15 protein-coding genes are annotated in these 15708 nt (G+C 63.0%); 6 read left to right on the forward strand and 9 right to left on the reverse strand.

Annotated features, from left to right (window positions below; all coding sequences use genetic code 11):
- Positions 1 to 57 precede the first annotated feature (57 nt).
- The 6 genes from HX814_RS21860 to HX814_RS21885 form a co-directional block, all read right to left on the reverse strand.
- Positions 58 to 351 (reverse strand): hypothetical protein, encoded by a 294-nt coding sequence (locus HX814_RS21860; RefSeq protein ID WP_003210398.1) that lies wholly within the window; start codon positions 349 to 351, stop codon positions 58 to 60.
- A 13-nt stretch (positions 352 to 364) separates the two neighbouring features.
- Positions 365 to 1114, reverse strand: a complete 750-nt coding sequence (locus HX814_RS21865) for an SDR family NAD(P)-dependent oxidoreductase (RefSeq protein ID WP_008438505.1) — start codon at positions 1112 to 1114, stop codon at positions 365 to 367.
- 161 nt (positions 1115 to 1275) lie between these two features.
- Positions 1276 to 2037 (reverse strand): SDR family NAD(P)-dependent oxidoreductase, encoded by a 762-nt coding sequence (locus tag HX814_RS21870; RefSeq protein ID WP_003210402.1) that lies wholly within the window; start codon positions 2035 to 2037, stop codon positions 1276 to 1278.
- A 12-nt stretch (positions 2038 to 2049) separates the two neighbouring features.
- Complete coding sequence (locus tag HX814_RS21875; protein WP_177008178.1) at positions 2050 to 3390, reverse strand: MFS transporter; 1341 nt, start codon at positions 3388 to 3390, stop codon at positions 2050 to 2052.
- A 42-nt stretch (positions 3391 to 3432) separates the two neighbouring features.
- Entirely contained in the window at positions 3433 to 4311 is an 879-nt protein-coding gene (locus HX814_RS21880) for a polysaccharide deacetylase (protein ID WP_003210406.1), read from the reverse strand.
- Positions 4312 to 4322: 11 nt separating this feature from the next.
- Positions 4323 to 5666 (reverse strand): amidase, encoded by a 1344-nt coding sequence (locus HX814_RS21885; RefSeq protein ID WP_177008179.1) that lies wholly within the window; start codon positions 5664 to 5666, stop codon positions 4323 to 4325.
- Positions 5667 to 6002: 336 nt separating this feature from the next.
- Between HX814_RS21885 and HX814_RS21890 the strand changes: the two genes are divergently transcribed.
- The 6 genes from HX814_RS21890 to cmoB all read left to right on the forward strand — a co-directional run bounded on the left by HX814_RS21890 (position 6003) and on the right by cmoB (position 12706).
- A complete protein-coding gene (locus tag HX814_RS21890; protein ID WP_003210410.1) occupies positions 6003 to 6992 on the forward strand; it encodes a GntR family transcriptional regulator in 990 nt (329 codons plus the stop codon).
- A gap of 222 nt (positions 6993 to 7214) precedes the next feature.
- Positions 7215 to 9635 carry an endopeptidase La gene (gene lon, locus HX814_RS21895; protein WP_003210412.1) on the forward strand — a complete coding sequence of 807 codons (2421 nt, stop codon included), beginning with the start codon at positions 7215 to 7217 and terminating at the stop codon, positions 9633 to 9635.
- A gap of 199 nt (positions 9636 to 9834) precedes the next feature.
- Positions 9835 to 10227 carry a protease inhibitor I42 family protein gene (locus HX814_RS21900; RefSeq protein WP_003210413.1) on the forward strand — a complete coding sequence of 131 codons (393 nt, stop codon included), beginning with the start codon at positions 9835 to 9837 and terminating at the stop codon, positions 10225 to 10227.
- Position 10228: 1 nt separating this feature from the next.
- Entirely contained in the window at positions 10229 to 10873 is a 645-nt protein-coding gene (locus HX814_RS21905) for a lysoplasmalogenase (RefSeq protein WP_003210415.1), read from the forward strand.
- A gap of 136 nt (positions 10874 to 11009) precedes the next feature.
- A complete protein-coding gene (gene cmoA, locus HX814_RS21910) occupies positions 11010 to 11753 on the forward strand; it encodes a carboxy-S-adenosyl-L-methionine synthase CmoA (RefSeq protein ID WP_177008180.1) in 744 nt (247 codons plus the stop codon).
- Positions 11750 to 12706, forward strand: coding sequence for a tRNA 5-methoxyuridine(34)/uridine 5-oxyacetic acid(34) synthase CmoB (gene cmoB, locus HX814_RS21915; protein ID WP_177008181.1), 957 nt, complete (start codon positions 11750 to 11752; stop codon positions 12704 to 12706). The genes cmoA and cmoB overlap by 4 nt, the downstream gene beginning before the upstream one ends.
- A gap of 138 nt (positions 12707 to 12844) precedes the next feature.
- Here cmoB and tadA read toward each other — a convergent pair whose 3' ends face one another.
- From tadA to pdxJ, 3 genes are all read right to left on the reverse strand, one after another.
- Complete coding sequence (gene tadA, locus HX814_RS21920; protein WP_003210422.1) at positions 12845 to 13336, reverse strand: tRNA adenosine(34) deaminase TadA; 492 nt, start codon at positions 13334 to 13336, stop codon at positions 12845 to 12847.
- Positions 13336 to 14715, reverse strand: coding sequence for a multicopper oxidase family protein (locus tag HX814_RS21925; RefSeq protein WP_087695164.1), 1380 nt, complete (start codon positions 14713 to 14715; stop codon positions 13336 to 13338). The genes tadA and HX814_RS21925 overlap by 1 nt, the downstream gene beginning before the upstream one ends.
- 202 nt (positions 14716 to 14917) lie before the next feature.
- The gene (gene pdxJ / locus HX814_RS21930; RefSeq protein ID WP_003210427.1) at positions 14918 to 15661 is read right to left on the reverse strand and encodes a pyridoxine 5'-phosphate synthase; all 744 of its coding nucleotides are present in this window, start codon (positions 15659 to 15661) and stop codon (positions 14918 to 14920) included.
- Positions 15662 to 15708: the final 47 nt, after the last annotated feature.

Here is a 15708-nt window from a genome sequence, read left to right on the forward strand (position 1 = left end):
AGTCCGGCTTGCCGGCGATGGCGATATCAAGGACGCCATCGCCGACAAGCCGGGCTCCTACAGTTCCAGATGATCGAGCAGGCGCGGGTCCAACGGGTCCAGCGGTCGACCGAGCATGGTCTCTGCCGCCTGCCACAGTTGATCCAGGCCGCTGGCCAGTTCCTGTTTGCCGGTGGCGCCCAGCAGCAGATAGGACGCGCCCTGGAAGTCTTCGACCTTGAGCCGGAACACCGCCAGCACCTGGTTGATCGCCGCGATGCGGCGCAGGCGTTCGCGTCGGCGCGGCAATTCATCGCCCAAAGGGTCGCTCCAGTGCAGGTCTTCGCCCAGCAGGCCGCAAAGTCCGCACATGCTTAGTACCCGCTCATGGCATGACGTCGCCGGAGTTCGGGCCAAGGGTCTGGCCGACGAACAGATTGCCGCCCGGCTCGCTGGCCAGCAGCACGGCAGTCGGCGCGACTTCGTCCGCCAGGCCGAAACGACCCAGGGGCAACTCGGCGGCCTTGGCGCGTTTCCAGGTGTCGCTGATGCCGCCTACCAATGGCGTTTCGATAGGCCCGGGTGCGATGGCGTTGACCAGTACGTTGTCCTTGGCCACTTCCAGGGCCAGGGATTTAGTGAAGCCGATCACTCCGGCCTTGGCCGCCGCATAGTGCGTCAACTCGGCGCCGCCCTTGATCCCCAGTTGCGAGGCGACGTTGATGATCCGGCCCCAGCGCTGGGCGATCATGTGAGGCAAGGCGCGCTGGCTGGCGACGAACACGCTGGTGAGGTCGACGCGCAGCATGTCGTTCCACATGTCCAGGGTCAGGTCGACGCAACGGGCCTGGGTCAGCATGCCGGCGTTGTTGACCAGGATGTCGATGCCGCCGTAGTGGGTGACGCAGGCATCGACGCTGGCCTGGGCGCCGTCGACGGTGCCGACATCGGCCACGCACTCGAGGACTTCGGCGCCGAGGTTGCGGCAGGTGATGGCGGTTTCGGCGAGGGTGGCGGCATCGCGGTCGGCCAGCAACAGGCGCGCGCCTTCGACGGCGTAGGCACGGGCGATGGCGGCGCCGATGCCGCTGCCGGCACCGGTGATCACGGCACGGCGGTTAGCGAGTTGGGGCATGGTGAACTCCTGAAATAATCAAACGGCGAACGCAGTCAAAAATGTGGGAGCGGGCTTGCTCGCGAAAGCGGAGTGCCAGCCAATACATGCGGAACTGATCCACCGCATTCGCGAGCAAGCCCGCTCCCACATTTGGAGCGAGTCCGGCTTAAAACTGGGGGTTAGTCCGGCCAGCGCACGGTCAAGCCACCATCAATCACGATGCTCTGCCCGGTCAGGTAGCTCGATTCCTCACTGGTCAAAAACCGCACCAGGGACGCCACTTCATCCGCCCGCCCGACCCGGCCCAACGGAATCGCCCGCGCGGCTTTCGCCAGCCCTTCCGGCCCGAGGGAGTTCTTCGCGTCCAACGACTGGGGCGTCTCGATCAACCCCGGAATCACCGCGTTGCAACGAATCCCCAACGGCGCCAATTCCACCGCCAGCGACCGACACAACCCCGGCACACCGGCCTTGGCCGCCGCATAGTGCGCGTGCTCCTGCCAGCCATACACGCCACCGGCAATCGACGAAATCGCCACCAGCGCACCGCCTTCATGCATGTGCCGGGTCGCCGCCCGGAAGGTGCGCATCACCCCGGTCAGGTCGACGTTGAGCATCTCGTTCCACAGCTCGTCGGTCATCTCCAGCAGTGGCGCACGGCGTAACAAACCGGCGTTGGCCACCGCGTAATCGAGGCGACCGAAGTGCTGGACCGCCTGCGCCGCCAGGTTATCCACCGAGGTTGTATCGCCCACGTCAAGCGGCAACATCAGGCATTCACCGCCCGCCTCTTCCACCAGCGCAACCGTGTGATGCGGGTCATGGGGATCGGCCGGGTAATACCCACCCACCACCGCCACGCCGCTGCGGGCATACGCCACCGCGAGGGCCTGGCCGATGCCGCTGGCGGCACCGGTAATCAATGCAACTTTACGACTCATCGAATCAACTCCTTACTGGACGGTTTCCGGACGCACATGGCGCGCGGCAAACATCAACGCACCGGAGAGGAAGCACGGCACTGCGCCAAACCACAGCGCAGCGGTCTGCCAGTCACTCCCCGCCGACAACACCTGGGTCGCGCCGAACCCGGCAACCACCGCACCAATCGGCCCCATGGCATGGATGATCGCGCCACCGGTAGCCCGGATGCTGGTGGGGAAACTTTCACTGATGAAAAACAGCGCCGCCGAGTACGGCCCGATCAGGAAGAACAGGCCCAGGCTGTACAGCCCCACCACCATCGCCATGTTGCTCGGGCCAAACAGCATCCCGGCAAACGACAGCCCGCCGAGCATCCAGCCCAGGCCGATGACATTGCGCCGGCCGATCTTGTCGCCCATCCAGCCGTGGCTGAGGTAGCCGCAGTAACCCACCAGGTTCGACAGCACGAGGATGATCAGCGAGTTCTCGAACGAGATGTGGTGCACGCTGACGATCACCGACGTACCCAGCACGCTGAACACCTGGATCGCCGCCCAGTTGAGCAGCAGCGCCGCACCGATCACCAGGGTTGCACGGCGGGCCGGGCCACGGAATGCGGCCTTGAGGCCGGCCTTGCTGTGTTCGTCATAGTCCACGCCGTAGGTCACGGCGACGTTTTGCGCCTCTTTCACCGCGCCGCTTTTACGCAGCTCGCTGATGCGCTGGTGAATCTGGAACTGCGGGCTTTCCTTGAGCTTGCGCGCCATGACCGCGATGACAATCGCCGGGACCGCCGCAAACACGAAGCACCCCTGCCAGCCAATCACCGGCAGCAACAGCGCGGTCAAACCCGCCGCGATCAACGCGCCCACCGGCCAGCCGCCCTGCACCAGGCTGTAGATAAAGCCGCGACGCTTGGCCAGTTTCGGATCATCCGAGGCGGCGTACAGTTCGCTCAGGTAAGTCGCGTTGACGGTTTCCTCGGCATACCCCAGGCCGCCCAGCGAACGGATCAGGATCAACGACGACTTGCCCCACGCACCACCAATGGCGGTGAGCGCCGAGCAGATCGCCGAACCGGCCACGGTGAAAATAATCCCTTTGCGCCGACCCAGTTTGTCCACGATCGGACCGATGGCCAGCGCGACCACGGCGGTGCCTACCGCCACCCATGTCGCAATCTCCGCCTGCTCCACTTCACCCCAGTTAAAGTGCCGCCCGATTTCCGGCAGCAAGGTGCCGAAAAGGATGAAGTCATACACCGCAAACACCCAGGCGAAAAACGCGATCCAGGTGGCGAAACGCACCTCCTTGGGCGTCAGTTGCCGGGGTTTCCAGCCAGTCAGATCAAGCTTGTTGTAGATAGACATGAATCGCGCCTCGGGAGGTTGGCCAGGGTTTAGGTACGGGTGTCAGGTACGCGGTTGGCGGCGGATAAAGTCATCAGCGATTTCGTCGAAAGTGACGAAGCGCACGCCGGCATGGCTCTGGATGTGTTCGATCAGCCGCTCAAGCATCAGCAGCACTTGCGGGCGGCCGGACACGTCGGGGTGGATGGTCATGGTGAACACCGCGTGTTCGTGCTCGCGGTAGACCCAGTCGAACTGGTCGCGCCACATTTCTTCGAGGTGACGCGGGTTGACGAAGCCGTGGCTGTTGGGGGCTTTCTTGATGAACATCATCGGCGGCAGGTCGTCGAGGTACCAGTTGGCCGGGATCTCCACCAGGTCGGTTTCTTCGCCGCGCACCAGGGGTTTCATCCAGGTGTCGGGGTGCTGGCTGTAGTCGATCTTGGTCCAGGTGTCGCCCTTGCGCACGTAGTACGGGTGGAAGTCGTTGTGCATCAGGCTGTGGTCGTACTTGATGCCTTTTTTCAGCAGCAGTTCGTTGGTGACCTTACTGAATTCCCACCACGGCGCGACGTAGCCGGTGGGGCGTTTGCCGGTAACCTGGGTGATCAGCTCGATGGACTTGTCGAGGACGATTTCTTCCTGCTCGGCCGTCATCGCAATCGGGTTTTCGTGGCTGTAGCCGTGCACACCGATTTCGTGACCGGCGTCGGCCACCGCCTTCATCTGCTCGGGGAAGGTTTCCATCGAGTGGCCGGGGATAAACCAGGTGGTGCGCAGGCCGTAGCGCTCGAACAATTTGAGCAGGCGTGGCGCACCGATTTCACCGGCGAACAGGCCGCGGGAAATGTCGTCCGGGGAATCTTCGCCGCCATAGGAACCGAGCCAGCCGGCGACCGCGTCGACGTCGACGCCAAATGCACAGAGGATGTCTTTAGCCATGATGTGTCTCCTTAAAAAGTGAGTGCGGTTTCTACTGACAGCGCGGCCCGAAGCAGGCGCGCGTCTTCGCCGCTGGGGGCGCTGAGCAGCAGGCCGGTGGGCAGGCCCAGGGCATCGCGGCCGCTGGGCAGGCTGACGCCGGGCATGTCCAGCAGGCTGCCGGGCATGGTCAGGCGCAGGGTGGCGAGGTTGGTGCTGACGAACAGTTCAAAGTCGGCTTCCAACGGCGCCAGGGCCGGGGCCACATGGGCCACGGTGGGGGTGATGAGGATCGCGCCGTCGAGTTCGTCGACAAGTTGCTGTTGCAGGCGGCGACGGGCTTCGTAGAGTGCCAGCAGTTGGCTGGCCGGCAGTGTGCGGGCCGCTTCAAGGCGACGGCGAACGCGGGGGTCGAGTTGCTCGGCATCAGGGCTGTCGAGCAGGGCTTCGTGGAGGGCGAAGGCTTCGAAGGCGCCGAGCCAGCCCTGGTGCAGGATCAGGTCGAGGGTGGCCTGGAAGGTCTTCGAGGGGCGCACGTCAATCAGCGCGCCGTCTGCCTTCAATCGGTCCACACAACGTTGCAGGTTGTCGCGCACCGCAGGTTCAACCCGTGCGTCTTCCAGCACACTTTGCTCGACCCAGAACCGCTGGCCATTGAGGCTCCGAGGCGGGCGTGGCGGGCGCTGCTCGCGACCATTGAGCAGGTCGTCGATGGCCAGTGCATCGCGCACGCTGCGGGTCAGCGGGCCGAGGCTGTCGAGGGTGTGAGCCAGCGGGAAAACGCCGTCGCGGCTGTAGCGCCGGCAACTGCTGCGATAACCGACCACGCCATTCAGCGCAGCCGGAATACGGATGGAGCCGGCGGTGTCGGTACCCATGGCGATCGGCACGATGCCGGCTGCCACGGCGACCGCCGAGCCCGACGACGAGCCGCCGGGAATCCGCGGTTGATCGACGCTGGCCGGGTTGTGCGGCGTGCCGAAATGCGGGTTCAGGCCCAGGCCGGAATAGGCCAGCTCGCTGAGGTTGGTCTTGCCGACGCTGACCATTCCGGCGCGGCACAACAGGCCCACACTTGGTGCGTCCAGCAAGACAGCCGGCGCATTGCGGCGATAGGCCGCGCCCGCCGTGGTAATGCTGCCGGCCACATCGAACAGATCTTTCCAGGCCAGTGGCACCCCGTCGAACACGCTCAACGGCTGGCCGGCACGCCAACGGGCAGCCGACGCTTCGGCCTCACGGCGGGCGCGCTCGGCGGTCAGGGAGATGAACACGCCGGGGGCCATGCTCGCGTGGGCAAGTGCCTGTTCCAGGACCTGCACCGGGTCGCTGCGACCGCTGGCGAAATCCTCGGCCATTGAAGTGGCGTCTGACATAGGAATGACCTTTGAAAAATGTACATATTAATAAAATGTACATTTTACAAAGGCAGCTTTCGTGCCAGTCTCGTGGACAGCTCGGTTGCCACACCTGGCACTTTGGAGCAGATCCACGGGCTAGATGGGTTTCAGGCATTAAAAGAAATATCGGCTGGTGTTTAAGGCTCGCCTGGAATGAAATAATGTATCTTTTATTAATAAATACATTTTGGTGCAGAAAAGTAACATCAACCCTCTGAAGGCCCCAAAAAAGTGCCACCGACGTGGCGCAGAGTGACAGGCGCAACTATGAGAGAATCCCCGGCCACCGACCCGTTTGCTCCAGAGAGCCCGATGAAAGCAGTGTCAGCCTCGGCTTCCCGTTACGCGATGATTCACCAGGTTCTGCGCGACGCCATCACCCACGGCACCGCCCGCCATGGCCTGGTGTTGCTGGAAGCGCCGCTGGCCGAATTGTTCGGCACCAGCCGGGTGCCGGTGCGCAAGGCGCTGAACCTGTTGCATGACGAAGGACTGATCTGCCGCTTTGATGGCCGGGGTTACCTGATCAACCCCGACGGCCTGGACATGGAGCCGCTGCGCCTGCCCCTGAGCCATGCGCACCTGGGCCTCAACGGTGAAGATGAATTGGTGGACACCCGGCCACTGGGGGAGCGCATCGTCGAGGAAATCGGCGCGGCGCTCTCGACCTGTATCGCCTTCGGGCATTATCGCCTCGATGAACAGGCCGCCGCCGAGCACTACAACGTCAGCCGCGCGGTGGTGCGTGAAGCGCTGATGCGCCTGCGGGACCGTGGCCTGGTGGAAAAGGAACCCTATTCCCAATGGCTGGCCGGGCCACTGACTGCCCGGGAAGTCACCGAAGACTACGAACTGCGCGCCTGCCTGGAGCCCGAAGCCCTGCGCCAGAGCGCGCCGAACCTCGACCGCGACCTGCTGCACGCCATGTTGCAGCGCGTGCTCGATGCGCAAAACAGCGCCCATTGCAGCCTGGAAGAGATCGAGCAGATCGAGGAAGACCTGCACCAGCACTGCCTCGCCGGCCTGCAAAATCGCAAGATCGCCGCGCTGATCCGCCAGGGGCAAAGCCCGATGATCATCAGCCGGATTTTCTACCGGCTGCTGGGCATCGGTGCCGATCCGGCGATGCTGGCCGAGCACCGGCTGATCCTTGAGCTGTTGCTGCATGGCGCCTTCGACGCCGCCGCACTGAACCTGCGCGAGCACCTGCAACGGGCCCGGCAGCGGATGTTGCAGCGTTTGAAGGTGCTGTCGGTGCTGCCTGAACAACCTTTACCGGCCTACTTGCACAAACTCAGCTGACGAAATGCAATCGAAAATGTGGGAGCGGGCTTGCTCGCGAAGGCGGCGCATCAGTCACAGATGCATCGACTGACAGACCGCCTTCGCGAGCAAGCCCGCTCCCACATTTGTTCAGCGGTGCTTTTGAAAATATTGTGCAATATGTTGCTATCTCACCCCACCCATTGAAACCACTGCCGACCCGCCCCATCTAACTTGCATACTTCCTTATGCAGGTGCCCCATGAGCGACCAGCAAGAATTCCCGGACATCGACCTCAACGACTACGCCGACCCGGAAAACGCTGAACACACTTCCGCCAACACTGGCTTGGCCCTCCCAGGGCAAAACCTGCCCGACAAGGTCTACATCATCCCGATCCACAACCGGCCTTTCTTCCCGGCGCAAGTGTTGCCGGTGATCGTCAATGAAGAGCCGTGGGCCGAAACCCTGGAGCTGGTGAGCAAGTCCGACCACCACTCCCTTGCCCTGTTCTTCATGGAAACCCCGCCTGAAGATCCGCGCCACTTCGACACCTCCAGCCTGCCGCTGTACGGCACCCTGGTGAAGGTGCACCACGCCAGCCGCGAAAACGGCAAGCTGCAATTTGTCGCCCAGGGCCTGACCCGCGTGCGGATCAAGACCTGGCTCAAACACCACCGCCCACCGTACCTGGTGGAAGTCGAATACCCGCACCAGCCAACCCAGCCGACCGACGAGGTCAAGGCCTACGGCATGGCGCTGATCAATGCGATCAAGGAACTGCTGCCGCTCAACCCGCTGTACAGCGAAGAACTGAAGAACTACCTCAACCGCTTCAGCCCCAACGACCCGTCGCCGCTGACCGACTTCGCCGCCGCCCTCACCTCGGCCACCGGCACTGAACTGCAGCAAGTGCTGGACTGCGTGCCCATGCTCAAGCGCATGGAAAAAGTCCTGCCGATGCTGCGCAAGGAAGTCGAAGTCGCGCGCCTGCAAAAAGAAATCTCCGCCGAAGTGAACCGCAAGATCGGCGAACACCAGCGCGAGTTCTTCCTCAAGGAACAACTCAAGGTCATCCAGCAAGAGCTGGGGCTGACCAAGGACGATCGCAGCGCCGACGTCGAGCAATTCGAACAACGCCTGGTGGACAAGGTCCTGCCGACCCAGGCGCAGAAACGCATCAGCGAAGAAATGAACAAGCTGTCGATCCTGGAAACCGGTTCGCCGGAGTACGCGGTCACCCGCAACTACCTGGACTGGGCCACCTCGGTGCCGTGGGGCGTGTATGGCGAGGACAAACTCGACCTCAAGCACGCCCGCAAGGTACTCGACAAACACCACGCCGGCCTGGATGACATCAAGAGTCGCATCCTCGAGTTCCTCGCCGTGGGCGCCTATAAGGGCGAAGTCGCCGGCTCCATCGTGTTGCTGGTGGGCCCGCCGGGCGTGGGCAAGACCAGTGTCGGCAAATCGATTGCCGAATCCCTCGGCCGGCCGTTCTACCGCTTCAGCGTCGGCGGCATGCGTGACGAGGCCGAGATCAAGGGGCATCGCCGCACCTACATCGGTGCGATGCCGGGCAAGTTGGTGCAAGCCCTCAAAGATGTGGAAGTGATGAACCCGGTGATCATGCTCGACGAGATCGACAAGATGGGCCAGAGCTACCAGGGCGACCCGGCCTCGGCCCTGCTCGAAACCCTCGACCCGGAACAGAACGTCGAATTCCTCGACCACTACCTGGACCTGCGCCTGGACCTGTCCAAAGTGCTGTTCGTGTGCACCGCCAACACCCTGGATTCGATCCCCGGCCCGTTGCTGGACCGCATGGAAGTGATTCGCCTGTCGGGCTACATCACCGAAGAAAAGGTCGCGATTGCCAAGCGTCACCTGTGGCCAAAGCAGCTGGAAAAAGCCGGCGTGTCGAAAAACAGCCTGTCCATCAGCGACGGCGCCCTGCGCGCCCTGATCGATGGTTACGCTCGCGAAGCCGGGGTGCGCCAGCTGGAGAAACAGCTGGGCAAACTGGTGCGCAAGGCGGTGGTCAAGCTGCTGGATGAGCCGGACTCGGTGATCAAGATCGGCAACAAGGACCTGGAAGCCTCCCTGGGCATGCCGGTGTTCCGTAACGAGCAAGTGCTGTCGGGCACCGGTGTGATCACCGGCCTGGCCTGGACCAGCATGGGCGGCGCGACCCTGCCGATCGAGGCGACGCGCATCCACACGCTGAACCGTGGCTTCAAGCTCACCGGGCAACTGGGTGAAGTGATGAAGGAGTCGGCCGAGATTGCCTACAGCTACATCAGCTCGAACCTGAAGTCGTTTGGCGGTGACCCGAAGTTCTTCGATGAAGCCTTCGTGCACCTGCACGTGCCGGAAGGCGCCACACCGAAAGACGGCCCGAGCGCGGGCGTGACCATGGCCAGTGCGCTGCTGTCGCTGGCACGTAACCAGCCGCCGAAAAAAGGCGTGGCGATGACCGGTGAGCTGACGTTGACCGGGCATGTACTGCCGATTGGCGGGGTGCGCGAGAAGGTGATTGCGGCGCGGCGCCAGAAGATTCACGAGTTGATCTTGCCGGAGCCTAACCGGGGGAGCTTTGAAGAGCTGCCGGAGTACCTGAAGGAAGGGATGACGGTGCACTTTGCCAAGCGCTTTGCGGATGTGGCGAAGGTGTTGTTCTGATAGTTATGTAGCGCCTGAGCTGGCCTCTTCGCGAGCAAGCCCGCTCCCACACTTGACCGAGTCCATGCTTTGGAATGCGGTCGAATGTGGGAGCGGGCTTGCTCGCGAAGAGGCCGGTGCAGCCAACACAACGCCATCTGTCACACCTTGTCTCATCTTCGGTTATGCTCGCCCTTCGTCGCCAAACAACGGAGCCCCCATGACCGCTGCCCGTCTGCTTCTCCCCCTGAGCCTTTGCCTGCTCGCCGCCTGCGCCAGTGCGCCGAAGCAAAACGTCACCGTGGAAAAACAGAGCGCCTGCCCGCTGCAACTCAAGACCGGGCAAAACCTGATCCTGACCCTGCCCAGCAATCCCACCACCGGTTACCGCTGGGCCATCCAGGACTCGGCCGGCGGCGTGCTGCGCAGCCTGAGCCCCGAGGTCTACAGCAACACCGACGACACCGGCGTGGTCGGCAGTGGCGGCCAATCCACCTGGCGCTTCCAGGCCTTCAACGCCGGCCAGGGCCGTTTGCGCCTCACCTCACAACAACCCTGGGAGCCGGAAGCTGAACCGGCCGAAACCTTCGACTGCGCCATTACGGTGAACTGATATGCCATGGATGATCCTTGCGTTGATGGGGGCGGTAACCTTTATCTACGGCCTGAGCACCCACGCCACCCTGCTCTGCCTGTTGGTAAAGCCATTGCCGGTACTGGCGCTGCTGGGCTGGCTGCATGATGCGCCGCCCACTGACTATCGACGCTGGATCAGCCTGGGGCTGATTTTTTCCCTGGTGGGCGATGTGCTGCTGGCCTGGCCCGGCGACCTGTTCATCTTCGGCCTCGGTGCGTTTTTGTTCGCGCACCTGGCGTACCTGAAAGCCTACTTGAGCGACTGCCGCCGCCCGGCGATTTTGCCGCTGGTACTGGCGCTGGTGGTGGGCGCGATCTTGCTGAGCATTCTGATTTCCCATGGCCTGGGCCCATTGCTGGTGCCGGTGGTGGTGTATGCGCTGGTGATCAGCGCGATGCTGTGGCGAGCGCTTGCGCGGTTGGGCAGCGGCGTGCCCAAGCGCTCGGCATACCTGGCGGCCGCAGGTGCGGCGTCGTTCGTGTTTTCCGACACGCTGATCGGGATCAATCGGTTTGTGGTGGCGTTTGAAGCGGCGCCGTATTTGCTGATTGTCAGCTACTGGCTGGGGCAGTGGGGCATTACGGCCTCTTCCTTTCCTCAGAAAAAAACCGTCAACCTGTAGGAGCTGGCTTGCCAGCGAAAAAACCCACAGTTGCCGCGTTCATCCAGAAAGTCCGCGTCATCGTTAACGAACATCGCCGGCAAGCCAGCTCCTACGCTAAAATGCCCGGCTTTCCCCCTTCGTCGCCGGAACAGCCGTGAGCAAAGAAACCGATCGCCTATTCGCCCAGCCCCTGCCCCAGGTGCCGGACTTCGCCTTCAACGAAGACGTGGTGCGGGTTTTCCCGGACATGATCAAGCGCTCGGTGCCCGGCTACCCGACCATCGTCGAGAACCTCGGCGTACTCGCGGCGCAATTTGCCCAGCCCAATAGCGTGCTCTACGACCTCGGTTCGTCCCTCGGCGCCGTGACCCAGGCCCTGCGCCGTCACGTGCGCACCGACGGTTGCCGGGTGATCGCGGTGGATAACTCGGCGGCGATGGTCGAGCGTTGCCGCGAATACCTCAATGGCCAGGATTCGATGTTCCAGGAGTTGCTGCCAGTGGAGGTGATCGAGGGCGATATCCTCGCCCTGCAATTCCAGCCGGCTTCGGTGGTCGCGCTGAACTTCACCCTGCAATTTATCGCCCCCGAACAACGCCAGGCGTTGCTCTCGCGCATTCGCCAGTCGCTGCTACCGGGCGGAGCGCTGATCCTTTCGGAAAAGCTGCGCTTCAATGACCCGGAAGAACATGCGCTGCTCACCGATTTGCACATCGCCTTCAAGCGTGCCAACGGCTACAGCGAACTGGAAATCGCCCAGAAGCGCAGCGCCATCGAAAACGTCATGAAGCCCGACAGCCTCGAAGAACACCGCGAACGCCTGCTGGCGGCCGGGTTCTCGAAAGTCGTGCCGTGGTTCCAGTGTCTTAACTTTGCCTCGTTGATTGCCTTGCCATGATTGATCTGTCTCCCCTCGCCCGCCACCTGGTCGGCACTCCCCTGGCCGTCTGGGCCCAGGGCCTGCAAGCGCAACTCGATGCGAAGATGGAAAAAGGCCATGGCGACCTGGAACGCTGGCAGAGCGCGCTGGATGCGCTGCCGAAGATCATGCCCAGTGAAATCGACCTGCTGAACGGCCTGGTGCTGGATACCGATTGCGACGACGACACCCGTGCGCAAATGCGTACTGCGCTGATGGGCCTTTGCCCGTGGCGCAAGGGCCCGTTCGATCTGTTCGGCGTGCACGTGGACACCGAATGGCGCTCGGACTGGAAATGGTCGCGGGTCGCGCCGCACCTGGACCTCAAGGGCAAACGGATCCTCGATGTGGGCTGCGGCAACGGCTATTACATGTGGCGCATGCTCGGCGCCGGCGCCGACAGTGTGATTGGCGTCGACCCGAACTGGTTGTTCTTCTGCCAGTTCCAGGCGGTGCAGCGTTATCTGCCGACGCCCAAGGCCTGGCACCTGCCGTTCCCGTTTGAAGACCTGCCGTCGAACATGGAAGGCTTCGACACGGTATTTTCCATGGGTGTGTTCTACCATCGCCGCTCGCCCATCGAGCATTTGCTGGCGCTGAAGGATTGCCTGGTCAAGGGTGGGGAGCTGGTGCTGGAGACGCTGGTGGTTGAAGGCGATCAGCAGCAAGTGCTGGTGCCGGAAGACCGCTACGCGCAGATGCGCAACGTTTGGTTCCTGCCGTCGGTGCCGGCGCTGATGCTGTGGCTGCGGCGTGCGGGCTTCAGTGAGGTACGCTGTGTGGACGTGAGCGTGACCACGGTCGAGGAACAGCGCGGCACGGCGTGGATGAAGTATCAGTCCCTCAGCGACTTCCTGGACCCTGAAGATCACAGCAAGACCATCGAAGGGCTGCCGGCGCCGATGCGGGCGGTGATTGTCGCGAAGAAATAAGACTGCTGTTGTGTTGAAGAAATAAGACTGCTGTTGTGGCGAGGGAGCTTGCTCCCGCTGGAGTGCGCAGCGCTCCCCGGATTTTGGGGCCGCTACACAGCCCAGCGGGAGCAAGCTCCCTCGCCACAGGGCATCGTGTCAGCCTTTGGCTCTTCGCGCCTTGAAGAACTCGCTCAACACCGTCCCGCACTCCTCGGCCAACACCCCGCCCTCATACAGCACCCGATGGTTGAGAAAGCCCTGGGTAAAAAACTGCCCCTGGCTTTGCACAATCCCGGCTTTCGGCTCCAGCGCGCCGTACACCACCCGGGCAATCCGTGAATGCACGATCAGCCCAGCGCACATGCTGCACGGCTCCAGCGTGACGTAGAGCGTACTGCCCGGCAGTCGATAATTACTGACAGCCTGAGCAGCGGCCCGAATCGCGACCATCTCGGCATGCGCACTGGGGTCGTTGCCGCTGATGGGGCAGTTGAAGCCGCGCCCGATCACTTCGCCATCCTGCACCAGCACCGCGCCCACCGGCACTTCGCCCAGCGCGGCACCCTGGGCAGCCAGGGCCAGCGCTTCACGCATGAAGTCCTGGTCGCGGCTGCGGTCGATAATCGCCGTGGGGCGAAACTGGCGCATCACGCCACCTCGATGGCGGCCATCAGGCCGGTTTCCATGTGGTCGATCACATGGCAGTGGAACATCCAGACACCCGGGTTATCCGCCACCAGCGCCACGCGGGCACGCTCGTTCTTGCCCAGCAGGTAGGTGTCGGTGAAGTACGGAATCACCTTGTGGCGGTTCGAGGCGATGACTTTGAAACTCATGCCGTGCAGGTGGATCGGGTGTTGGTACTGGGTCATGTTCTTCAGTTCGAAAATGTAGCTCTTGCCCTTTGCAAGCTTGGCAATCGGGCGGTCGGCGCAGGTCTTGTCGGTGATGTCCCAGGCCTGGCCGTTGATCTGCCACAGGCTCGGTGGCTTATTGTCCACGTTCACCGAGACCGATCCAACCCATTCGAAATTGAAGTTGAGTTTCTCGGCATTGGCCAGGTCCGGCTCGGCAATCGGGTTCGCCGGCAACGCAGGCGGCCATTCGGTCGCCGTGTCGGTGCTGGCCACCGAGCGGAAGGTGCCCAGGCGTACCGGGCCGTTGCGGATCGACAATTCTTCACCGGCGGGCGGCGCCTTGATCGCCAGGCAGATGCGCATGCCAGGGCCGAGCCAGTATTCCTTGCCCAGCGGGCGCGGTTCGATGGGGTTGCCGTCCAGGGCATAGATCTGCGCTTCAACGTCGGGGATGTTGATGCGATAGGTCAGGGTGTTATCGAGGTTGAGCAGGCGCACACGGGTGATCTGCCCGGCCGGCAAATCAATCACCGCCTGGGACACGCCATTGATGGTCGACAGGCGTCCGGCGGTGCCGCCCCGGGCCGCTTCGCGGGGAATGCTGAAGGCGACAAAAGCGCCCTCTTCGTCCACGTGCCAGCTTTTCAGGCTCAGGGTGCGTTCGTGCTTGAAACCGGTGGGTTCGCGCTCCTCGATGATCAGCGGGCCCACCAGGCCACGGCCCAGTTCTTCGCTGCTGTTCACGTGGGGGTGATACCAATAGCTGCCGGCATCGGGCACGCGGAATTTGTAGTCGAAGTATTCGCCCGGCAGTACCGGCAATTGCGAGACATACGGCACGCCGTCCATTTCCAGCGGCAGGCGAATGCCATGCCAGTGGATGGTAGTGGCGACCGGCAGGTGGTTGATAAAGCGTACCCGCAGCCATTCACCCTGGCGCACTCGCAACTCGGTGCCCGGCGCCGAAGGGCCGAAGGCCCAGGCCTGGGTCTTGTGCCCCGGCACCAGCTCCACGTCCAGCGGCGCGGCGATCAGCTCGTAATCGTGCCCCGCCTCGGCCTCGGCCACCTTCCCGAGCCAGTAGCGATAGGCGCCACCGGCACCGACGCCCACCACCGCGAGACCGGCAAGACCACCCAGGATTTGTCGACGGGAAAACGATTGGGACACAACAACCTCACGTATCTGCCGCGGGTCCGAGACCCGCAAAGGGCAGATACCATACACCGGCATCACCTAAACAGTAAGGGTTCGCATTGCCACATGTGGGAGCGGGCTTGCTCGCGAAAGCGGCGTGTCAGACGATGCATGAGTAACAGACCCACCGCCTTCGCGAGCAAGCCCGCTCCCACATTGGATCTTCAGCGCTCTTTTAATGTTTGGCGGCGGCCAGAATCAAGGCTTTCATCTCGGCGACGGCGCCTTTGAAGCCGACGAACAGCGCGTGCGCCACCAGCGCATGGCCGATGTTCAGCTCGTTGATGCCCTTGATCGCAGCCACGGCTTCGACGTTATGGTAGTGCAGGCCGTGGCCGGCGTTGACGATCAGGCCTTCGCCCAGGCCGCAGTTGACGCCGTCGATGATGCGCTGTAATTCGTCGGCAACTTCGGTCGGCGTGGTCGCGTCGGCATAACGGCCGGTGTGCAGTTCGATGGCCGGGGCACCGACACGGCGCGAAGCTTCGATCTGGCGCTCATCGGCATCAATGAACAGCGAGACTTCACTGCCGATCTTCGACAGGCGCTCCACGGCAGCCTTGATCCGCGCTTCCTGGCCAGCCACATCGAGGCCGCCTTCGGTGGTCAGTTCCTGGCGGGTTTCCGGCACCAGGCAGATATGCGCCGGGCGAATGCGCTCGGCGAACGCCATCATTTCCTCGGTGACGCCCATTTCGAAGTTCATGCGGGTTTGCAGCACGTCCTTGAGCAGCAGCACGTCGCGCTCCTGGATGTGGCGCCGGTCTTCGCGCAGGTGCACGGTGATGCCGTCCGCGCCCGCTTCTTCGGCGTCCAGCGCGGCCTTGACCGGGTCCGGGTAACGGGTGCCCCGGGCCTGGCGCAGGGTGGCTACGTGGTCGATGTTCACGCCGAGAAGAATGCGATTGCTGGTGGTCACGAAAAGCGCTCCTGAAGAGGGAAGGAATCGCTGCACAGCATACACGG

This window comes from Pseudomonas sp. C8002, assembly GCF_013385765.1.
Lineage (GTDB): Bacteria > Pseudomonadota > Gammaproteobacteria > Pseudomonadales > Pseudomonadaceae > Aquipseudomonas.